General features: G+C 54.8%; 18 protein-coding genes. 7 read left to right on the forward strand and 11 right to left on the reverse strand.

Annotated features, from left to right (window positions below):
* Positions 1-44 precede the first annotated feature (44 nt).
* The 4 genes from IM290_RS05620 to IM290_RS05635 all read right to left on the reverse strand — a co-directional run bounded on the left by IM290_RS05620 (position 45) and on the right by IM290_RS05635 (position 6,355).
* The gene (locus IM290_RS05620; protein ID WP_193042215.1) at positions 45-1,409 is read right to left on the reverse strand and encodes an efflux transporter outer membrane subunit; all 1,365 of its coding nucleotides are present in this window, start codon (positions 1,407-1,409) and stop codon (positions 45-47) included.
* Positions 1,409-4,519, reverse strand: coding sequence for an efflux RND transporter permease subunit (locus IM290_RS05625; protein ID WP_017383666.1), 3,111 nt, complete (start codon positions 4,517-4,519; stop codon positions 1,409-1,411). Before IM290_RS05625 ends, IM290_RS05620 begins: the two co-directional genes overlap by 1 nt.
* Entirely contained in the window at positions 4,519-5,640 is a 1,122-nt protein-coding gene (locus tag IM290_RS05630; protein WP_193042214.1) for an efflux RND transporter periplasmic adaptor subunit, read from the reverse strand. The genes IM290_RS05625 and IM290_RS05630 overlap by 1 nt, the downstream gene beginning before the upstream one ends.
* Positions 5,641-5,785: 145 nt before the next feature.
* Positions 5,786-6,355, reverse strand: a complete 570-nt coding sequence (locus IM290_RS05635; protein WP_000104919.1) for a TetR/AcrR family transcriptional regulator — start codon at positions 6,353-6,355, stop codon at positions 5,786-5,788.
* A 185-nt stretch (positions 6,356-6,540) separates the two neighbouring features.
* Between IM290_RS05635 and IM290_RS05640 the strand changes: the two genes are divergently transcribed.
* Entirely contained in the window at positions 6,541-6,960 is a 420-nt protein-coding gene (locus IM290_RS05640) for a GNAT family N-acetyltransferase (protein WP_017383664.1), read from the forward strand.
* Here the strand turns inward: IM290_RS05640 and IM290_RS05645 are convergent.
* Positions 6,957-7,604 carry a TetR/AcrR family transcriptional regulator gene (locus IM290_RS05645; protein ID WP_017383663.1) on the reverse strand — a complete coding sequence of 216 codons (648 nt, stop codon included), beginning with the start codon at positions 7,602-7,604 and terminating at the stop codon, positions 6,957-6,959. The genes IM290_RS05640 and IM290_RS05645 overlap by 4 nt on opposite strands.
* Before the next feature lie 78 nt (positions 7,605-7,682).
* Here IM290_RS05645 and IM290_RS05650 point away from each other — a divergent pair, with 78 nt between their 5' ends.
* Both IM290_RS05650 and nlpA read left to right on the forward strand, forming a co-directional pair.
* Positions 7,683-9,182: an MDR family MFS transporter gene (locus IM290_RS05650; protein ID WP_015570095.1), complete on the forward strand. Its 1,500-nt coding sequence runs from the start codon at positions 7,683-7,685 to the stop codon at positions 9,180-9,182.
* Positions 9,183-9,411: 229 nt separating this feature from the next.
* Positions 9,412-10,212 carry a lipoprotein NlpA gene (gene nlpA, locus IM290_RS05655; RefSeq protein WP_193042213.1) on the forward strand — a complete coding sequence of 267 codons (801 nt, stop codon included), beginning with the start codon at positions 9,412-9,414 and terminating at the stop codon, positions 10,210-10,212.
* Between the two features lie 33 nt (positions 10,213-10,245).
* Here nlpA and IM290_RS05660 read toward each other — a convergent pair whose 3' ends face one another.
* Together IM290_RS05660 and IM290_RS05665 are read right to left on the reverse strand one after the other, a co-directional pair.
* The gene (locus IM290_RS05660; protein ID WP_193042212.1) at positions 10,246-10,926 is read right to left on the reverse strand and encodes an EAL domain-containing protein; all 681 of its coding nucleotides are present in this window, start codon (positions 10,924-10,926) and stop codon (positions 10,246-10,248) included.
* Positions 10,927-11,001: 75 nt separating this feature from the next.
* Positions 11,002-11,622, reverse strand: a complete 621-nt coding sequence (locus IM290_RS05665) for a LuxR C-terminal-related transcriptional regulator (RefSeq protein ID WP_193042211.1) — start codon at positions 11,620-11,622, stop codon at positions 11,002-11,004.
* Between the two features lie 570 nt (positions 11,623-12,192).
* Between IM290_RS05665 and IM290_RS05670 the strand changes: the two genes are divergently transcribed.
* Positions 12,193-12,828, forward strand: coding sequence for a LuxR C-terminal-related transcriptional regulator (locus IM290_RS05670; RefSeq protein ID WP_045356877.1), 636 nt, complete (start codon positions 12,193-12,195; stop codon positions 12,826-12,828).
* Between the two features lie 6 nt (positions 12,829-12,834).
* On the opposite strand, the gene IM290_RS05675 is transcribed toward IM290_RS05670, so the two are convergent.
* From IM290_RS05675 to IM290_RS05690, 4 genes are read right to left on the reverse strand one after another with little or no spacing between them, the layout of a single operon-like run.
* Positions 12,835-13,899 carry a fimbrial protein gene (locus IM290_RS05675; protein WP_032668888.1) on the reverse strand — a complete coding sequence of 355 codons (1,065 nt, stop codon included), beginning with the start codon at positions 13,897-13,899 and terminating at the stop codon, positions 12,835-12,837.
* 15 nt (positions 13,900-13,914) lie between these two features.
* Positions 13,915-16,407, reverse strand: coding sequence for a fimbria/pilus outer membrane usher protein (locus IM290_RS05680; protein ID WP_193042210.1), 2,493 nt, complete (start codon positions 16,405-16,407; stop codon positions 13,915-13,917).
* A 15-nt stretch (positions 16,408-16,422) separates the two neighbouring features.
* Positions 16,423-17,115, reverse strand: a complete 693-nt coding sequence (locus IM290_RS05685; protein WP_015570089.1) for a molecular chaperone — start codon at positions 17,113-17,115, stop codon at positions 16,423-16,425.
* A gap of 52 nt (positions 17,116-17,167) precedes the next feature.
* Positions 17,168-17,752 (reverse strand): fimbrial protein, encoded by a 585-nt coding sequence (locus IM290_RS05690; RefSeq protein ID WP_017383657.1) that lies wholly within the window; start codon positions 17,750-17,752, stop codon positions 17,168-17,170.
* Positions 17,753-18,126: 374 nt separating this feature from the next.
* Here IM290_RS05690 and IM290_RS05695 point away from each other — a divergent pair, with 374 nt between their 5' ends.
* The 3 genes from IM290_RS05695 to IM290_RS05705 all read left to right on the forward strand — a co-directional run bounded on the left by IM290_RS05695 (position 18,127) and on the right by IM290_RS05705 (position 20,279).
* Positions 18,127-18,939, forward strand: coding sequence for a winged helix-turn-helix domain-containing protein (locus tag IM290_RS05695; protein ID WP_015570087.1), 813 nt, complete (start codon positions 18,127-18,129; stop codon positions 18,937-18,939).
* A gap of 18 nt (positions 18,940-18,957) precedes the next feature.
* The gene (locus IM290_RS05700) at positions 18,958-19,428 is read left to right on the forward strand and encodes a hypothetical protein (RefSeq protein ID WP_017383656.1); all 471 of its coding nucleotides are present in this window, start codon (positions 18,958-18,960) and stop codon (positions 19,426-19,428) included.
* 227 nt (positions 19,429-19,655) lie between these two features.
* The gene (locus IM290_RS05705; protein ID WP_003860995.1) at positions 19,656-20,279 is read left to right on the forward strand and encodes a common pilus major fimbrillin subunit EcpA; all 624 of its coding nucleotides are present in this window, start codon (positions 19,656-19,658) and stop codon (positions 20,277-20,279) included.
* The last annotated feature ends 30 nt before the right edge of the window (positions 20,280-20,309 follow it).

Raw genomic sequence — 20,309 nt, forward strand, 5'->3', positions numbered from 1 at the left:
TTTACTCTGATGGCCGGGCAACGTTGCGCCGCCCGGCAGTGATGTTACTGAATCCCGCCGCCCAGCGACTGCCACAGCGTGATGCGGTTTTCCAGGTCGGTTTGCTGCAAGGCAATCAGTGATTCCTGCGCCGACCACAGCGACCGCTGCGCGGTGAGCACCGTCAGATAATCGCCCGCGCCAGCCTTGTAACTGCGCGTCGCCACATCCAGCGTTTTTTGCTCCGCCGCCACGTATTCACGCTGGGCATCAAGCTGTTCACTCAACGTTTCGCGCCGGGCCAGCGCGTCGGCCACGTCCTTGAACGCGCTCTGGATGGTTTTCTCATAGGTCGCAATTAACCCTTTTTTCTCGGCTTCCGCATAGCGCAGCTGCGCCATATTGTTGCCGCCGCTGAACAGCGGCAGGGTGATGGAAGGTGCAAACGACCAGACCTTCATCCCGTGGCTGAACAGGGACGACAGCGAATCGCTGCCGACGCCCGCGCTGGCGGTGAGCGAGATGGTCGGGAATAAGTTGGCGCGCGCCGCGCCGATGTTGGCGTTGGCGCTCAGCAGGTTATGTTCCGCCTCCTGAATGTCCGGACGACGCAGCAGCGCGCTGGAGCTGACGCCCGCCGGGATCAGCGTGATGGCGTTGTCGCTCAGGCTCTCCAGCGTGCCGGGCAGCAGGTTCTCGGGCACCGTATCGCCCGCCAGCAGGTTGAGAGCGTTTTTGTCCTGCATCACCAGCGTCTGGTAGCTCGCCACGCTGGCGCGCGCCTGCTGGTAAACCGCCATCGCTTCACTGACGTCCGTTGCCGCTGCCACACCCACTTCCTGCTGGCGCTTCACAATCTTGAGCGAGTTTGCGGCGCTCTCCAGGGTGGACTTCGCCAGCGCCAGATTGCTGTTATCCGCCGCCAGCGTCACCCAGGCCGTGGTCAGCTCGCTGACCATCGTCAGGCGCGTGTTCTGCGCGGTGAATTCGCTGGCAAGCCAGGTTTCACGCGCGGCACGCGACAGGCTCTGGTTGCGGCCAAACAGATCCAGTTCGAAGCTGGAGACCGCGCCGTTGGCTTCGTCACTTGTCGCGACGCCGCTCGCCAGCGTGCGGCTGCGGGTGTGGCTCAGTTCCGCGTCCACCGTCGGGAACAGGGATGAGCGCGTTTCGCCATACTGGGCACGGGCGGCGTCGATATCCGCAATCGCTTTTTGCACGTCGCGGTTGCTGTTGAGCGCCATCGTCACCACGCTTTTCAACCGCGCATCATTCATCACCTGCTGCCACTGGCTCACCACGGCGTTGGCTTCGCCATGGGCGCCCGGCAACGTCGCCGGGACGGGGGCGTCCGGGCGCTGATACGTGGGATCTAATGACACACAGCCCGCGCTCAGCAGCGCTAACGTTAATACGGTTACACGAAACATTATGACCTCCGGTTTGCGTGCTTACCGGAGAACAGACGTTTCACCAGTACAAAGAATAAAGGAACAAAGAAGATGGCCAGCAGCGTCGCGGCCAGCGTCCCGCCGATAATACCGGTACCGATCGCCACGCGGCTGTTGGCCCCGGCGCCGGTGGCAATCGCCAGCGGCGTCACGCCTGCGATAAACGCCAGCGAGGTCATGATGATCGGACGCAGACGCGTCTGGGCGGCCCGCAGGGCGGCGCGCGTCAGGGAGTAGCCTTCGGCCACTTTGGCTTCGGCAAACTCGACAATCAGAATGGCGTTCTTCGACGACAGACCGATGGTGGTCAGCAGCGCCACCTGGAAATAGACGTCGTTGTTCAGGCCGCGCAGGGAGGCGGCAACCGCTGCGCCAAGCACCCCTAGCGGGATCACCATGATGACCGAAATCGGCACCGACCAGCTCTCATACAGCGCCGCCAGGCACAGGAACACCACCAGGATCGAGAGGGCATAGAGGCTCATTGCCTGACCGCTCGCCAGTTTTTCCTGCAACGACAAACCGCTCCATGCCCAGGTGCTGCCGGACGGCAGGTTATTCGCCAGCTGCTCCATTTTGCTCATCGCCGTACCGGAGCTGGCGCCGCTGGCGTTTTCGCCCTGAATCTCATACGCCGCCGAGCCGTTGTAGCGCACCAGGCTTTCCGGGCCATACTCCCAGCGGGTGGTGGCGAAGGCGGAGAACGGGGTCATGGTGCTGTCGCTGCCGCGCACATACCATTTGTTAAGATCCGATGGCACCGCGCGATAGTCGCTGTCGCCCTGGATGTAGACCTTTTTCACGCGGCCACGGTCAATGAAGTCGTTCACGTAGGTGCCGCCCCAGGCGCTGGAGAGGGTGTCGGTAACATCGCTCAGGGAGAGCCCCAGCGACACGGCTTTGTTGTTATCAATATCCACCTGAAGCTGCGGCATCTGCGGCAGATCGTTGGCGCGCACGGCGTGCAGCGAGTTGTCCTGGTTGGCTTCGCCAATCAGCTGGTTACGCAGTTTCAGCAGCGCGTCGCGGTCGGTGCCGCCGCTGGCCATCAGCTCAAAGGTAAAGCCGTTGCTCTGGCCTAAACCATCCACCGCCGGGGGCGTCATGGCGAAAATTGTGGCATCCCGAATGGTGCTCAGCTCCTGCGTGGCGCGCAGGGCAATGGCCTGGGCGGTATTCTCATCGCCTTTGCGCTCTGACCAGTTTTTCAGGGAGACGAACGCCATCCCGGCGTTCTGGCCACTGCCGCTGAAGCTGAAGCCTTCAATGGTGAAGATCACGTCGGTATTGGCTTTCTCTTTGGTGAGGAACCACTCGCGTACCTGGCGGCTTACCTCGGCGGTACGCACCGCGGTTGCGCCGGCGGGCAGGGTGTACTGCACCATGATTTCACCCTGGTCTTCGGTTGGCAGGAAGCTGCCCGGCAGTTTTAGCATGGCGAACCCCATCGCGCCGCAGAGCAGGGCGTAGATCACCAGCATGCCACCGGAACGGCGCAGGGCGCGCAGCACCTTGTTCTGATAGCCGTGCTCGGTCTTACTGTAGAAGCGGTTAAACGCGCCGAAGAAGCCCTTTTTGTGCGGAGCGGTGTGATTCAGGATCGAGCCGCACAGCGCGGGCGTCAGGGTCAGCGCCACCACCACGGAGAGGAACATCGCCGAAATAATGGTGACCGAGAACTGACGGTAAATCACCCCGGTGGAGCCGCCGAAAAAGGCCATCGGCAGGAATACCGCAGAGAGCACCAGCGCAATGGCGATCAGCGCGCCGGAAATTTCGCCCATCGATTTTTCGGTCGCTTCCCGGGCGGGCAGCCCTTCGTCGCGCATAATACGCTCGACGTTTTCCACCACCACGATGGCGTCATCCACCAAAAGCCCTATCGCCAGCACCATCGCAAACAGCGTCAGGGTGTTGATGGAGTAACCGAACAGCGCCAGCACGCCGAAGGTGCCCAGCAGCACCACCGGCACCGCCAGCGCCGGGATCAGCGTCGCACGGATGTTTTGCAGGAACAGGTACATCACCACCACCACGAGGATAATGGCTTCGAACAGCGTCTGAATCACGTCCTCAACGGAGATCTTGATGAACTCGGTGCTGTCTTTCGGGTAGGCCACATCGTAGCCTTCCGGCATCGACTTTTTGAACTCGGCGATCTTATCTTTTACCGCCGTGGCGGTGTTAAGCGCGTTGGCGCCCGGTGAGAGCATCACCGCCATACCCGCCGCCGGATGGCCGTTCAGCTTCGCGGTGGCGGTGTAATCTTCGCTGCCCATCTCCACGCGCGCGACGTCGCTGATGCGCACCACCGCACCGTTGGACTGGCTCTTGACGATGATCTTTTTGAACTCATCGACCGTTTGCAGACGCGACTGAGCGCGGACGGTGGCGGTCAGCTGTTGGGCGTTCGACGAGGGCAGTGCGCCGATTTTACCGGCGGAAACCTGCACGTTCTGCGCTTCAATCGCGCTCTGCACGTCGGAGGGCATCAGCGAGTACGACGCCAGCTTCGCCGGGTCGAGCCAGATGCGCATCGCGTATTCTGCACCGAACACCTGTAGGCTACCGACGCCATCCACGCGCGCCAGCGGATCCTGCATATTACTCACCAGCCAGTCGGCGATATCCGAGCTGCTGGCGGTGTCGGTTTTGTCATATACGCCCATGATCAGCAGGAAGTTGCTCTGGGATTTTTCGACGGTGATCCCGGACTGCTGCACCTCGGTCGGCAGGCGCGATTCCGCCTGCTGGACTTTGTTCTGCACCTGTACCTGAGCGGTGTCCGGATCGGTTCCCTGTTCAAACGTGACGTTAATACTCACCGACCCGTCCGAGCTGCTGGTGGAGGTGAAGTAGAGCAGGTTATCCAGCCCGGTGAGCTGCTGCTCGATCACCTGCGTCACGCTGTTTTCCAGCGTCTGTGCGGAGGCACCGGTATAGGTGGCGGAGATTTTGATCGACGGCGGAGCCACGTCCGGGTACTGCGCAACGGGCAGCGTGCGGATCGCCAGCATTCCGGCGAGCATGATGAGAATGGCGATAACCCAGGCAAAGACCGGGCGACGCACGAAGAAACGGGAAAACATCAGGCGTTTCCTCCGTTGGTTTTCATCTCTTCAGCTTTCACTTCCTGCCCGGCGGTGACTTTATCGGTGCCTTCCACAATCAGCTTATCGCCCGCCTTCAAACCGCTCAGCACCAGCCATTTGTCGCCGTAGGTGTCGCCCGTTTCGAGCTGACGCTGTTCGACCTTGTTGCTGGCGTTCACCACCAGCGCGGTGGCGGTGCCTTTGGCGTCGCGGGTGATGCCCTGCTGCGGGGCGAGGATCGCGTCATTCATGATGCCTTCATCCACTCTGGCGCGGACGAACATGCCCGGCAGAAGCTGATGCTGCGGGTTCGGGAAGACGGCGCGCAGGGTGACTGAGCCGGTAGACTCTTCCACCGCCACTTCGGTCAGCGCCAGGCGGCCTTTTTCGCTGTAGCTGCTGCCGTCTTCGAGAATCAACGACACGTTCAGCGTATCGCTGTTGCTGGCGAGGGTTTGCTTGCGTAAACGCAGCAGATCGGCGCTGGAACGGGTTAAATCGACGTACATACTGTCCAGCCCGCGAATGGTGGCCAGCGCGGTATCCTGCTGGGCGGTCACCAGCGCGCCGGGGGTCACAGAGGAGATGCCGATACGTCCGGCAATCGGCGCGGTGACGGTGGTCCAGTTGAGGTTAATGCGGGCGCTTTCCAGCGCGGCTTTCTTTGACTCGACGCTGGCCTTGTCCTGCGCGCAGGTGGACTTCGCGTCTTCCGCATCCTGACGTGATACGCCGTCGTCCTTCACCAGTTGCGCATAACGCCGGGCTTTCTGGCAGTCGGCCTGCACCAGCGCCTGCGCCTGTTTCAGTGCGGCGGCGGCTTCATCATACGCGGCGCGGTAGCTGGAAGGATCGATCTGATACAGCGCCTGCCCGGCCTTGACCGTATCGCCTTCGGTGAACAGGCGCTTCTGGATAATGCCACCTACCTGGGGGCGCACTTCGGCGCTCATTGCGGCGGCGGTGCGGCCGGTCAGCTCGCTGACGACGGACACCGGCTGGCTCATGAGTGTGACAATCCCCACTTCCGGAAGAGGACGTTGAGGAGCAGATGTTTGCGCATTATCGCACCCTGTCAGGAGGAGTAATGCCGCGATGGAGGTTGTTATGGTTTTCATAATCTTTTTCCAGGGTGAACGAAGCCTGCCCTGTTAATCGCTTAACAGGGAGGAGGGCTAATTAAAAGCACAGCGATCCCGCATCTCTGGCTGAGCCAGAAATGAAAAAGGGAATTACTTATTTCCGCTAATTATTCACATGCGATTACTTCGCAGAGAAAATCATATTTAAAATATTCTGGTATATAGGCTCTAATTGTTCTGATGGTACTTTTAAAGGCGTGAGTCGACGGTAAATCGTGCCTTCGATCATCACGGCGGTAATCTCCACGCAGCAGCGAATATGCTCATCGCTCAGGTGAGGGAACTGCTTTTTCAGGTGCTCACAGGCATTGGCGAACATGCGGGCTTCGGCTTCGATCAGCATGTTTGCCACCAGCGGATTGCGCGTGGCCTCTGCGGACATTTCGAGCATCAGCGCGTCATCGTCTTCGTTAAGCGTCTGGCGCCAGGCAAGCGCCTGCGGCATCCCTTCAACCAGGGTTTTGCCTTGCATCTCTTCAATACGTGAGTCGATAATGCGCCGGATCATCTCTTCAATAATCGCGTCTTTGTTACTGAAATAGCGATAGATTTGTCCGACGCTGAGCCTGGCTTCGCTGGCGATCTGCGACATGCTGGCAGCGTGAAACCCGCTGGCGCGAAAGCAGCGGCGCGCGGCGGTAATGATTTCGTCCTGCCGCAGTTTTTGTCGTTCTTCCAGCTTTGTACTCATTGTCGGCTACCGTAAAAAGTGAGAATGATCGTTCTCATTATACGTTTTCGGAGACTATTGGAAAGGCTTTTTTTATTTACATATTGAATGAATATTTCCAGGTATAAACAATGGAGAAAATAAGGAGTTTTTATGAAGGTTAAGCTGTGAGATATTCAGATTGCGCTGAAAATAAGGAGAGAATTATGCATCTGAGCATTACAGATAATGTCACAGCCGAAGAAAAAGAAGAATTATTAACGGGGCTAAGAGCCTATAACGCGCAGTTTTTAGATCTGTCGACATTTGGCGGCGATATTGGCGTATATATGCGAGACGACAATGGCGTCATGCTGGGCGGGTTAATCGGCGTACGGAAAGGCGACTGGCTGAACATCGACTATCTGTGGGTCAGCGACAGCGTGCGGGGAACGGGCGTGGGAAGCCAGCTTATCAAAACGGCTGAAGAGGAGGCCCGTCGCAAAGGCTGTCGTCACGCGCTGGTGGATACGGTCAGCTTCCAGGCGCGCCCGTTCTATGAAAAGCAGGGTTATCAGGTGCAGATGTCCTTGCAGGATTACCCTTATCAGGGAATGCAGAGACATTATCTGTCCAAAAATCTTTAACCGCCTATCCCGGTGCCTATCACGGCTAACACGTGGCGCACCACGATCTCCGGCGAGAGGGCGCTAAGCCTCTCGTCATTGCGCATGCGGGAGAACGGCACCAGCACCAGGCTCAGCAGCGTAGTGAACAGCAGTTCGGGGGCCAGCGCCGGATTCAGCTTTCCTTCCTGCTGCCAGCCTTTGATGGTTGCCAGCGTGGTGTGATATTTCTCATCGCCAAAGCGTGCCTGCAAATGGGTGCGCAGTACCGGCATCTCGCCAATCACCTCCTGCATCCACAGCGGGGCAAACCAGCGATACTTTTCCGCCAGTTCGGCCAGCACCCTGACCATTTCCGTCAGGGCATCCACCGGCGAATCCCGGTTGTCGGCGAAAATCGCCCCGATCCGCTCGCGTAACGGCAGGAAGCGCTCCTCAATCATCGCATCCAGTAACTGTTCTCTGGAGTTGAAGTAGTAGTGCAGCATGGCGGGCGTCACGCCTGCTTCGCGGGCAATAGCGTTCAACGACGTATTGGCGATCCCCTGGCGGGAAAAGAGGTTCAGGGCGATGTCCAGCAGCTGTTCACGGCTCGCGGTAACGCGCTTGCCGCCGCGTGGCCGACCGGGGCGGCGGGGTTCAGAATTGTCCTTTTGTGCTGGCATGGTCACCGTATCTCTTGATCTTATTCATCACTTCCACAAATATTAATTATACGATTAATTAATTTCAAGTGATGTCTTATGGAGTCCGACGTAATGACTCAACCTGCGAAAAAGGCGCCGTCGATTAAGCTGCTGTTCAGCGCACTCCTGCTGGTGATGCTGCTCTCGGCGCTGGATCAGACCATTGTTTCCACCGCGCTGCCGACCATCGTCGGTGAGCTGGGCGGGCTGGATAAGCTCTCGTGGGTGGTAACGGCCTATATCCTCAGTTCGACCATCGTGGTGCCGCTGTACGGCAAATTCGGCGATCTGTTTGGCCGAAAAATCGTTCTGCAAATCGCGATTGTGCTGTTTCTTGTAGGGTCCGCGCTGTGCGGTCTGGCGCAGAACATGACCCAGCTGGTGCTGATGCGCGCCCTGCAAGGGCTGGGGGGCGGCGGTCTGATGGTGATCAGCATGGCTGCCGTGGCGGACGTGATCCCGCCTGCCGATCGGGGTCGCTATCAGGGGTTGTTTGGCGGCGTGTTTGGCCTGGCGACGGTGATAGGGCCGCTGATCGGCGGGTTTATCGTTCAGCACGCATCCTGGCGCTGGATTTTCTACATCAACCTGCCGCTGGGGCTGTTTGCCCTGCTGGTGATTGGCGCGGTTTTCCACGGCAGCGCGCGGCGCAGCAAGCATGAGATTGACTACCTGGGGGCGATTTACCTCAGCATGGCGTTGCTGTGCATCATTCTGTTTACCACCGAGGGCGGGACGATCCGCCAATGGAGCGACCCGCAGCTGTGGTGCATTCTGGCCTTCGGCCTGACGGGGATCGCCGGGTTTATCTACGAAGAGCGGCTGGCGTGGGAGCCGATTATCCCGCTGTCGCTCTTCCGCGACCGCAGCTTCCTGCTCTGTAGCCTGATCGGTTTTATTATCGGCATGTCGCTGTTTGGCTCCGTCACTTTCCTGCCGCTCTATTTACAGGTGGTAAAAGACGCCACGCCGACGCAGGCCGGTTTGCAGCTGATCCCCCTGATGGGGGGGCTGTTGCTCACCTCCATTATCAGCGGGCGCATCATCAGCCGTACCGGGAAATATCGTCTGTTCCCGATCCTCGGCACGCTGCTCGGCGTGGTGGGGATGGTATTACTGACGCGCATTTCAATCACCTCCCCAACCTGGCAGCTGTACCTGTTTACCGGCGTGCTGGGCATGGGGCTGGGACTGGTGATGCAGGTGCTGGTGCTGGCGGTGCAGAACAGCGTGTCAGCCGATCAATACGGCGTCGCGACGTCTGGGGTGACGCTGTTCCGTTCCATTGGCGGGGCGATTGGCGTTGCGCTGTTTGGCGCGGTGTTCACCCATATTCTGCAATCAGGCCTGATCGACAGGCTGCCGGAAGGGGCGGAACTGCCGCGCGAACTTAATCCCGTTGCCATACACCATCTGCCTGATGCCCTGCGTCTGGACTATCTGGATGCGTTCGGCTCGGCGATCCATGCGGTATTCATGCTGGCGGCGGGGATTATGGTGCTGGCGTTTGTGCTGTCGTGGTTTTTGCGCGAAGCGCCGCTGCGTCGGCAGGCGTGAGGGAAGCGGTTCTGCTTGCGCCTGGACTACCGTAGCCTGATGCCCATCGCCGGGTGGCGCTACGCTTATCGGGCCTACACTTCGCCCGTTACGTAGGCCGGGTAAGCGCAGCGCCACCCGGCAACAGGCCGCATATAACTTAACCGTCTTACTGATTCCTTTTCGTTTTTTAGCCTGCCGTCTCGTTGTCGATATAGTCTTCATAACGTCTATCAAAAGGAACTGTCTCGTGAAACTTCGATTGGGTGCGCTTCTCCTGACTGGCCTGCTGCTCGCGGGCTGTGATCAGGGCGGCAATGATGCCAGACACATTAAAGTCGGCGTGATCAATGGCGCTGAGCAGGACGTGGCGGAAGTCGCCAAAAAGGTGACAAAGGAGAAATACGGTCTGGATGTTGAGCTGGTGGGCTTTAGCGGCTCGCTGCTGCCCAACGATGCCACCAACCAGGGCGAACTGGACGCCAACGTCTTCCAGCATCGCCCGTTCCTCGCAGAAGATAACAAGGCGCACAATTACAAGCTGGTCGCCGTGGCCAATACCTTCGTCTTCCCGATGGCGGGTTACTCCCGAAAGATTAAATCGGTCTCTGAGCTGAAGGACGGCGCAACCATTGCGATTCCAAACGATCCCACCAACCTTGGCCGCGCGCTGTTGCTGCTGCAAAAAGAGAAGCTGATTACCCTTAAACCGGATGTTGGCCTGCTGCCAACGGCGCTGGATATTACCGCGAACCCGAAAAACTTACAGATTATGGAGCTGGAAGGGGCGCAGCTGCCGCGCGTGCTGGACGATCCGAAAGTGGATGTGGCCATCATCAGTACCACCTATCTCCAGCAAACGGGGCTTTCCCCGGTACACGACAGCGTCTTTATCGAAGACAAAAACTCACCCTACGTGAATATTGTGGTCACGCGTGAAGAGAACAAAGACGCCGAAAACGTGAAGGAATTTATCCAGTCCTATCAGTCGCCGGAAGTGGCGAAAGCGGCGGAGACCATTTTTAACGGTGGCGCGGTGCCGGGCTGGTAAGCCCCGGTAAAAAGGCCAGCGCTCCGCTGGCCGTCAAAGCGTTACGCGGGCATCGGTTCGGCTTTCGGGCCACAGAAAACCCTGACCAGACTGTGCGCCGGACGTGCGGGCGCGCGCCAGATCCCGCGAGTTTTCGATGCCTTCTATAAGAATTGATTGCGCGATACCTGCCCTGACCTCCTGTACAAACGGGGCAAGCGGCGCGCGCTCGCGCAGCGCTGAGCGGTCAATTTTCACCCCATCCAGCGGCAGCGCAAGCCGCGCGAACGCCTCCGCCAACTCCCGGGTTAAATCGTCCAGCCAGATTTGCCATCCCGCCTCTTTTAACCGAACAAGCGTGGCATGAAGGCGACGTTGCTCATCCTCGCTCAGCCGTGTGATGGTGAGGGGATCCTGAATTTCAATCGTTAACCGCTGCTGATGGCGTAACGCTAGCAACAACCGGATAGCGCGTTCGTTGAGAAGGTGTTCTGCCGGAAGGTTTAGCCAGTAAGCGTCCCGGGCGGGTATCTGTAACAGGGTGTTGGCCTGCCAGAAGAAGATTTGCAGCGCGCTGCGCGAGGGCAGCGAGGCAAACAGCACCTCAAGATTGACGTTATGGATCTCCACGAGAACTTCATGCGCGAACACCTGGCCCGAATGAAGATCGACAAGAGGCTGGAATCGCAGCCCTGAGATACGTTGCAACAGGGGAGAGGGAAGAACGGTATACATGGAACAGCCTTCAGGAAATGAAAAAAGGTTCCCGCGGACACGGGAACAAAAGGCAAACGACACACGGTCAAATTCTTAATTCAGGATCCAGCGAATGCTCTGGTAAAACGAGGGGCCACGCACGGCCTTAAGCTTGTTCATGGCGTTGTTCTTATAAAAGTAAACCAGCCTGACGTTACACCCCAGCTGACGGGCGATTTGCTTGGTTTTGAGATTACAGGAATAGCCGCGCAATACGCTTGCCTCCTCGCTGGACAGCCTCGCCGGGGTGCGTAAGCGGGTCGTCATGCCTACGTTGTAACGGCCAGACTCTTGCGGCGTCTGGCTCATCAGTATTTGCCACAGCGCTTTGATATCCCCCAGGGAGACTCTTTTGCTGATGACTCCATCAACATGTTTGAATTTCAAATAGCCGGCGGATAACGAATAGATATAGATCTTCGCCGTCACTTGTTTCTGTTTAATACAGAGAATGTCGTCATTCGTCGTCACCCGGAAATGACGCGTATTCAACGGATCATAAATGATGATATCAAAGAGTTGTTCACTCATAGCAAGTTCTTCGATATGGGTAAATCCATGGAAAATAACGTCGTGTTTTTCATTAGGCTCACGCTTTCCAAGCGATTGCAGGCCAATCATCGTGAATTCGCAGCTGTCAACAACGGCAACGTGAATTGTTTTTTTATTTTGCATTGGCATTCTCCTTTCGCTGAGTAAACAGTCCATATAAGAGAAAATGGCGGTTCGCACTCTCTTATTAAAAGAATAGCGAGCACTTTTTTAAATAACGCGATGCGATGGCATCAATGTAAGCCAATACAAACCGTCGAGTAAAGCTGAAGCCAATTATTAGCGGAAGATAAAATTGAAAAATGGTTTTAATGGTATATGCAATTGTTTTAATCTTCTAATAATATTCATGCCAGATTTTTATTCTGTAAATGAGAGAATAATAAGCATCAGAAGGTTGATTAATGGGGTTAATCCACCGCCTTTTCAGTGATTTACTGCTGTTTCTGTAAGAAAAATTGTGATCGTGGCAGGGTTATCGACAGGGCTTTATCTGCGAGGGGAAACGGCGCGCAGAATAAAATAGAATTTTTTCTATGAATTTAATGTCCTTGTTCAGATTTTTAAGCCTGAGAAGGATAAAATCCTGGCGCGAAGAGGTTGTGAGTGGTGAGTACATAAACTATTATCATTTTCCTCCGGTCACGAGAATTTAGAAAAGACATGAATAATACTGAACGTATCGTAAGGGTAATGGTGTTTTACAAAATAAATATATTTAAAGAGATAATATTCCGGGCGCTCCAGGATCTTTTACCCGATTACATACTGAACATTACTCAGGTCGATTCCACAGAACAGGCGCTGGCGGCGGTGGCGGATAATAACGTGGATGTTTTCTTCACTGAATTTAATTATCTGCTTAATCATAAAGAGTGGAGTGCGGAGGTCAGCAGCCGTTTTACATCTTTATGTAAAACCCATCACGTCAGGCGTGTTCTGTTGGTGCCCGAGCTGCCTTACGGGCTGTTAAAAAAAGTTCTGGAGATGAAATTTGAATTAACCATCAGTCAGCAGGATGAATTGACTGAACTGAAAAAGGAATTACCCGCGTTGCTCATGGCGGACGGGCAAAAACCGTCGATCTCTTCGTGGCTCAGGCGGGTAATGCGGTCCGGCTCCCGGGCGCGTTCCATCCTCTCGGCCAGAGAGTGGGAGGTGCTTCATCTTATCGTGGAAGGATTTTCAACGACGGAGATTGCCCGTCATCGAAACCGTTCGGTCAGTACCATTGCGACACAGAAACACAATGCAATGAAAAAGCTGAATCTTTCCAACCACAGCGAACTGATTAAGTATGTGCAAGCGGTTGGAAAGATGGAGGAATAGTTCACATCAGGGATAGATAATATTCAGCGTAGCCGATGTATTGATCTTACCCTGGCTCACCTGGGCGGGCGCCCACACGTAATAGTACGCCGCCATCGGAAGGGTGAAATGTTCGTCCAGCGCCGCGCCAGCCGCCACGCTGAAAATCATCGTGGCGTTGCCACGGCTGGTGGTTGAGGTAGAGAAGGTCACCGGCGTTTGCGGGGCGTCACGTTTTATCAGGCGGAGCCCCACGCCCTGCGCCGCGCTACTGCTGCTGTCGATCAGCACCGAGCTGTCGGTTGAGAGCAGCTGCGTGCTGGACAGAAACATCTCAATTGCCCGATCGGAATTGCCATTAACCCCGACGTTCTGACAGCTCATGTTCAGTGAAAAAGGCGTCAGCCCCGGCTGTGAGGATGCACTGAGCTGGGGAATGCCGAGCGTCGGCAGCGCCACGGTCAGCCCCGCATTATCAAAGGAACAGGTAGTCAGTTTCGGCGCGTATTTGATGATCATCGGTTGACCAAACATATCTCGGTTGTCGTAAGGCCACTTGAACCCGCTGAATAACCACTGTGCTATCTTGATGACCTGATTGATTGGCCAGGTGATGATTTCCCAGATGGATAACCCGCTCATGTCGCTGACGAACAGAACGTCGCTCATGTTCGCCGTATCCCCCGTCAGGGTGGTACCGCTCTGGTTAACGAGGGTGAAGCGAACCGTAAACGGTGTGTTCAGCTCAGATGCCGTATGGCTACCGCTGGCAGACAGGGTTTTATTGGCCGGGGGATTGGTGATCTCCGCCCGCACCATATACTTGTTATTGCTGAACCCGAGGATGGTAGCGTATTTGCTGTCGGTCGAGAGGATCGGCGTGTAAGAAAATTCACTGTTACCCGTCGTACAGTTGAACGAGCCGCTGTACTGGGTGCTGAAGCTGCCGGTCCATGTGGGCGTGGCCGGGCTCAGCTTATCCGATAAATCAATGGTAATCGGTGTGCCATAAACGATGCTGCTGCCGGAGCAGGTGGCATAGCTCATTCCGCTAATGCTGGTGAGGAGCAGGAACATGAATGATCGTAACATTTTGATAATCCGTAATTAATGGCAAACCGATGAGGAGCTGTTCAGCCCCCAGGCCGGGGAGGAGATTTCGCACTTTCCGCCGCGGAGATGCACGTTGAGCGCGCGTGGCGGCTGTTCAGCACGGATATACAGTACGCTGGCCTGGCCGACATACCCGACAGATCCACCGTGTTCATCCAGCACTTCGGTGCCAAACGGCAGCGGTTTGCCGTCGGTGCGCGTCGCATGAAGTACCCATGACTGGCGCTTATCGGTGTCGAAGCGGATATAACTCACCGCCCCGTCGTAAGGAGCCACGTTAGCCATATTGCCGATCACCTCCGCGCCAGTGCTGTTTTCCGTTTCAGTTAACGTAATGGCGTTTTTGCGATACGGGGTGGCGTAAGGGACCAGCGCCACGCCATCGCGGTTCGTCATAATGCTTTCATCGCCGTTCACCATCAGTCCCTCCGCCTTTGGCGCATCGACGATAGTCATGGTTGTGCCGGTTTCGTTTGAGGCGAGAACGTGCCACGGGTAGGCCACCAGGCTTCCGCGCCCGCTGAGCCCGGTCTGGCGGTAGTCGGAGGATTCGCTGTAAGAGCCACCGAGTGTCGCGAAGTTCGAACGGTACGCGGCGTTAACGCTTGCCGCATTTTTACCCCCACGCGCATTACTGCCGGAGAGGGTATAGCTCAGGCGGTTCGACGCCAGCGCGTTCCCGCTCATGCTGATATTGCTCTGTTCGTAATGCGAATCGCTGGCCGTCAGGCTGGAGGTGATCCACGCATTATTATCAAACAGCGAGAACGGCAGGCTGAGGGAGAGGTAAAGGCGCGTCTCTTCTTCACTGTCCCTGTTCCGTACCCGGCTGGCCGACAGGGTATAGCTGGCGCGACCGATGGCGTTGGAATAGCCCATCTGATATTCGCGCGTGGTTTGCTGTGAGTTCCAATAATCGCGCTGTGTGCCGGAGACAAACACCGTGCCCCAGTTATTGAGCAGGCGCTGATTAAGGTTAAGCGTAAAGGTATTTTTGGGCTGCGCCGCGCGCAGGGCGTCCCAGGTGCTTAGCGACATGTCGGGCGCAACGCCAAACCGATCTTCATAGTCGTCGTACTGCGCTCTCAGGCGCTGATACCCTTCGCGCGAATAGAGCGCGTCGCTGAAGCTGTAATAGCCTTTAGTGGAATAGCGATAGGCCGCCAGGGTGAAGTTGGTGGCGGTGGTATCGATAAATTTGCTGTACGACACGCGATAACTCTGACCGCTGCTGGTGCGATCCTGTAGGGTGGTTTTGGCGTGGGTGACATCAAACGAAACCGCGCCAAACGGAAGGTTCCACCCGGTACCGACAAGCCCGGCCTGGTAGTTATCGCTAATAATCGTCCCGGTATACCCGGTGATGAGGTTATTAAACCCGTAGCGCAGCGTGGCCTGCATGAATGCGGGTTCGGCATCGAGCGTGTTCTGATGCACTTTACCCGCCACTACGCTGTACTGGCTCACCCCTTCTTTTAGCATCCCGGGCACGGCGGAAAACGGCACCGTGAAGGACTGCTGTGAACCGTCCGCTTCACGCACCACCACCAGCAAATCGCCCGCGGACCCGGTAGGCTGAATGCTGTCGAGGGTAAACTGGCCCGGCGGCACGTTCTCCTGATAGATCACGTTGCCATTCTGGATAACTTTCACCAGGGCGTTCGTCCTTGCCACGCCGTGAACCACCGGTGAAAAACCCTGCTGTGAATTTGGGCGCATCTTCATATCCGACGCCAGCGACACGCCGCGCACGCGCAGGGAATCAAACAGATCGCCAGGAATATAAAAGTCACCCAGCGTCAGGTTGGATTTCAGCGAGGCCAGGGGACGGCGCAGGTAGCGGGTATTATTCTGCCAGCTACTCTCTCCGCTGGCGGTTTTCCGCCAGGCGCTGCTGTCGCGAAACTGCCAGCCGAACAGGTTGGCGCCGGAATCCAGCCCGGCATAAAAATCATCATTTGTGTCTTTCGCAGTGCCTTTCGCGCGGGTGTTGTACCAGGTCGTGTTCCACGAGAGCATCAGCGCCGGGATCCCCTCGTCCCAGAACTGGGGGGCAATGTAACCTTCTTCAGTACGCTGCACGGCCGCCTGCGGAACGGTAAGCGCCAGACTCAGGGTGCTGGTATCGGTTTTGACTTCACCGCCCTGAACCAGATCGCGCAGCTGGACCTGCCCGTGCGCAATGGCGGGCGCAGGCACGGACGTGGTGTTGATGCCAAGCGACCGGGCATCTTTCCAGGCAAGGCGGATGTCGTCACGCTGCTCGCCGTAGATGACGGTATAACGTCCCTTCCAGCTGCCGTTTACGTAGATATCCATCTCCTGACTGCCGGCAGGCATGGCGTTGTTTTCGGAAAAGCGAGACAGATCGGACTCACCGGATGCGCCAGCAAGCAGGGAGGGATCAAACGAGACGGCCCCTGATTTATGCGAAAGCAGAAGCGTGCAGACTGCCAGCAGACAGAGTCTGTTTTGTTTCATTTTCATGGTGAGTCTTTCCGATCACTGACTGGTGAAAGTCCGGGTTTTATACGCGCCAAGATCGTCCACATACATCAGCTGGAAGGTCTGTCCGCGCTTAACCGTATTTTTGGCGGCGACCGTCAGCTGCCCAAACGGGGAAACCATCGGGGACTCCTGGAGCAATTTCGTTTTACCCAGCGAAATATTGGCGACCGTAATATGGAACGGACTGTTATTTGTAATGCGAAAGCGATCGCCGTCGGCGGCGAGCGTCAGTTTCGCCACCGCGTCATCCAGCGTGCCTTTCAGCGCAGCGGGCCGATAAAAAAGTTTGATACGGGATTTAATCGCCAGCTGAACGGTATTCTGGTTTTGCAGATTTTCAGGTCTGGGCGGAATGTCGAGGACATTCAGGAAAAAGACGGATTCGCGATCCGCAGGCAAGCTGGACGGTAGCTTTTTAATACGAAGCTGTTGACCATTATGTTCGTTAACCTTTATCACCGGCGGCGACAACAGAAACGGCACATTGGCTGTTTCCGGCGTGGAATTAATATCACCGTCATCTATCCAGGATTGTACCAGAGCCGGCGCATCGCCCGTATTCATTAACTGGACGATCACCTCTTTGTTATTTTCAGGATAAAGGACACGGGTGCCATTAATGACAATATTGGCCCATGAGTGACCCGTGCTTAGCAGTAAGCCTGCCAGCAAAATTGCCTTGCGCATGATTGCAACCTTAAATACAGGCTCTGCGAAAACAGAGCCTGAATAATCACTATTACAGGTAGGAAATGGTATACGTTACGTTGGAGCTTAACTCGCCCACGGTGGCGGCAGCGGCGTTTGTTTTATAGTAATAAACGTCCAGCGTCAGCGTTTCGGAATCTGGCGCGGTCGCTGTACCCATAATATTTGTCGTATAAGGCTGGTTCAGGGTAATAGGCGTAGACGAACCTGGCTCCACTAACGCAAAGCCGACATTACGTGCCACGCTGGCATCGCTTTCGTTCACGCTGTTATTCAGCAGGTATTTACCGTCAGTGGAAATATTATCCGCGCTGGAGAAATAAACTTTCAGCGGGGTACCGGTCGTTCCGGCTGCTGGTGAGCAACCAGAGAATGTCAGCGCAATAGATTTTTTATTTCGGGTGATCAGGCCAACCGTTGTGCCCGCATCTTTTACCGAAATAGGGGAAAGCGCAACGGTAAAGTCCGCGCTTTTACCGCCGTTAATGGTACAGGTTGTATCGGTAATAGCGCCGGTAAAGTTAATGATACCACCCGCCGAATTGTCTGCGGCCACTGCGCTGGTAGAGGCAATAGCGGCGGCCAGCAGTGATACGGTCATGATCGATTTGAACATGATAAACTCCATGAAGATTTGTGTTATTTAAAATGAATGTTAATCGGCTACACATGTCCCTGATGTACCGGCTAGACGCATGGCGACTCGGGAGAATGCTTTGACGATATTATGTTGCACTAAAAAAGTACATAACAAAACATTATTCCAATAACTTCTAAAGTTTAAGATTATAATCTTGTCAGTATGTTTTTTTTAATGTTTTAACCTAAATACGTTGGTTCGAAGATTTTTATTAATGCTTTAATAATCGTTAATTAATGAAGCTTTATGAATTCATCTCTCAATTAATATCACGCGACTTGACCACACAAACTTTAGACTTATTATTGCCTGGCAAATGCACAAAAATTTAACAATGGCGTAATAATAATATGAAGTATCTCATTGATCTTACAATGCTTTATGAAGTCGACACCGGTATGATCATGATTAATGGAGAGGAAGAGTCATCCATTAAGTTATCTAACCAGGCGGGTCGTCTGCTCTATGAACTTATCATCAATAATGGTAAAACACTCGACAGAGACGACCTGATAAAGAAGGTCTGGGAGGATCATGGTTTCTCTGGTTCTTCGGTGAGTCTAAATGTTGCCATAAGTGAAATCAGAAAAGCATTTCGTACATTAGGCTGCGACCCTTTACTGATAAAAACGATACGTGGCAAGGGATTTAGCCTTGCCGCGCATATTGAACACCACACGGTCAGGCCGCCGGTTATTTCAACGCTTAGCGAAGAATCTGCCTCTGAAGCATTCGATACGCTAGCGCATAAGAAAGATGCCGATCCGCCTAAACAAATAATATCGCTGCACAGACTCTTTATTTCTCTCTGCACGTTATTACTGATTATTGTTACCGGCACCGCTGTTTTACTGTTGCACCAACGGGATTCCTATGCCGAGAGCCTGAAAGATTCTGATATGCATCTGCTCGGTAAAGTGGACAGGTGTACGATATACCTGATCGATAAGAATATGTATCAGCCGCGACAGCACTACTTTAATCACGTAAAAGAGGTCATCGCCAGTCAACATATCGACTGTCAGCATCAGGTTGCAGATGCTTACTATTCCAGGTTTAAAAAGTCGCAGATAGAAAATTATTTCCTGGCCATCTGTTATCAGCAGGACAGTATCGACGATTATAAGAACTGCATTTCTTACAGAAGCCTGACCGGGAGTTAAAATATGTCAAGGACTAAAATGAGTGTACTGTTCAGTATCGTACTGGCGCTGTCTGTCATCGCGTTGTTATGGGTCTATTTTACCAGAACGCAGGATGAGGGGTTTGGCTGCCAGTCAGATACCATTTCCTGGAAAACCTATTCCACGGGTGAGTCAACCGATATGTCGCTAACCACGCTTTTCCTGTTTAACAACAAAGATGTTGTGACGGTTATTCATAAAGGCGTACTCAAGAAAGAGGGCAAAAGCTACCTGATTGACAGAAATTACACGCTCAGCGTGGAAAAGGTCGACGGCAGCAATATCTTTTATATTAAGGATAAAAAGCTGAATAAATCTGAAGATGATGCGGCGCCGGATGGCGTTGTAAACGAAATGTTACTTGATAATATCAACTTCTTCTATATTACCAGCGTAAAAAAACATGCGTGGTTAATTAAGGGGCTGGTGTTGCCTGTAATGATGTGTGTAGCTGTCCCGACGTCCTGATATTTCTCTTTATTGAAAAATCGATATTTATCTATTACTCGGGAAATTGAGTAATTTACTCAATACGTAACAATAAGATACGAGAAATTTATTTATATTTTTATTGTTACTCTCCGTCGAGTGAATTTTTCTGTATTGCCTCGTTATTTTGCGGCTGTCTATACTCCGCCTCGAAAAAGGGGCTCCCCTTTTTATACACGTGGATTCTTTTTTGAAGGACTAAATAAATGAACAAACTGAACGCTATCGTTCTGGGCTCCCTGCTGTCTGTTTCTGCCCTGAGCGCAGTTAATGCAGCTGAAACGACGGCTTCTGCCACCTGGCAGGCAACCGCGACCAAAGACAGCGAATCCGATCTGGTTGTTACGCCAACGCGTGCTTTGAACTTCGTTTACAGCGCCAATACCAAATCTTTCAACACCGATACCGGTCTGTTTGATGTGGCTATCCGTGGCGATCACTCTACGGCGACCAGCTTCAAACTCGAAGCTATCCTCGACGATTCAAACAACACGCTGTTCAGCGTGGGTGGTGAAGCGACCAAGCTGAAAGTGGGTGCGCGTTGGGGCGGTAACGACCTGGGCTCTATCGGTGGCACCGTGGGGGCGAAATCGACCGCATGGACCACGCTGGTTGATTCTTCTTCTAACACCGGCGTCTCTTCTGGCCTGTGGAACCTGACCACCAGCGCAGGCGCGGCGGCAGATACCGAAATTACCGGCCAGGACAAATTCGTCTTCTACGTTGACTCCGCTCAGGACAACGCGGGTACTGCGAAAGAGTTCAAAGACCTGACCAACAGCCTGTGGGAAGGGACCGTGTCTGTTGCGTTCCGCGCAACCTGGGGCTAAGGCCTGATCGATCCAGGGGCGCAAGCCCCT

Origin of the sequence: Enterobacter cloacae complex sp. S1, assembly GCF_014930525.1 — a bacterium.
GTDB classification, from domain to species: domain Bacteria; phylum Pseudomonadota; class Gammaproteobacteria; order Enterobacterales; family Enterobacteriaceae; genus Enterobacter; species Enterobacter hormaechei_C.

What these genes read in the sequence shown, in the direction of transcription:
- IM290_RS05620 (WP_193042215.1), bottom strand. Translation starts at nt 1,409, where the DNA reads ATGTTTCGTGTAACCGTATTAACGTTAGCGCTGCTGAGCGCGGGCTGT.
- IM290_RS05625 (WP_017383666.1), bottom strand. Translation starts at nt 4,519, where the DNA reads ATGTTTTCCCGTTTCTTCGTGCGTCGCCCGGTCTTTGCCTGGGTTATC.
- IM290_RS05630 (WP_193042214.1), bottom strand. Translation starts at nt 5,640, where the DNA reads ATGAAAACCATAACAACCTCCATCGCGGCATTACTCCTCCTGACAGGG.
- IM290_RS05635 (WP_000104919.1), bottom strand. Translation starts at nt 6,355, where the DNA reads ATGAGTACAAAGCTGGAAGAACGACAAAAACTGCGGCAGGACGAAATC.
- IM290_RS05640 (WP_017383664.1), top strand. Translation starts at nt 6,541, where the DNA reads ATGCATCTGAGCATTACAGATAATGTCACAGCCGAAGAAAAAGAAGAA.
- IM290_RS05645 (WP_017383663.1), bottom strand. Translation starts at nt 7,604, where the DNA reads ATGCCAGCACAAAAGGACAATTCTGAACCCCGCCGCCCCGGTCGGCCA.
- IM290_RS05650 (WP_015570095.1), top strand. Translation starts at nt 7,683, where the DNA reads ATGGAGTCCGACGTAATGACTCAACCTGCGAAAAAGGCGCCGTCGATT.
- IM290_RS05660 (WP_193042212.1), bottom strand. Translation starts at nt 10,926, where the DNA reads ATGTATACCGTTCTTCCCTCTCCCCTGTTGCAACGTATCTCAGGGCTG.
- IM290_RS05665 (WP_193042211.1), bottom strand. Translation starts at nt 11,622, where the DNA reads ATGCAAAATAAAAAAACAATTCACGTTGCCGTTGTTGACAGCTGCGAA.
- IM290_RS05670 (WP_045356877.1), top strand. Translation starts at nt 12,193, where the DNA reads ATGGTGTTTTACAAAATAAATATATTTAAAGAGATAATATTCCGGGCG.
- IM290_RS05675 (WP_032668888.1), bottom strand. Translation starts at nt 13,899, where the DNA reads ATGTTACGATCATTCATGTTCCTGCTCCTCACCAGCATTAGCGGAATG.
- IM290_RS05680 (WP_193042210.1), bottom strand. Translation starts at nt 16,407, where the DNA reads ATGAAAATGAAACAAAACAGACTCTGTCTGCTGGCAGTCTGCACGCTT.
- IM290_RS05685 (WP_015570089.1), bottom strand. Translation starts at nt 17,115, where the DNA reads ATGCGCAAGGCAATTTTGCTGGCAGGCTTACTGCTAAGCACGGGTCAC.
- IM290_RS05690 (WP_017383657.1), bottom strand. Translation starts at nt 17,752, where the DNA reads ATGTTCAAATCGATCATGACCGTATCACTGCTGGCCGCCGCTATTGCC.
- IM290_RS05695 (WP_015570087.1), top strand. Translation starts at nt 18,127, where the DNA reads ATGAAGTATCTCATTGATCTTACAATGCTTTATGAAGTCGACACCGGT.
- IM290_RS05700 (WP_017383656.1), top strand. Translation starts at nt 18,958, where the DNA reads ATGAGTGTACTGTTCAGTATCGTACTGGCGCTGTCTGTCATCGCGTTG.
- IM290_RS05705 (WP_003860995.1), top strand. Translation starts at nt 19,656, where the DNA reads ATGAACAAACTGAACGCTATCGTTCTGGGCTCCCTGCTGTCTGTTTCT.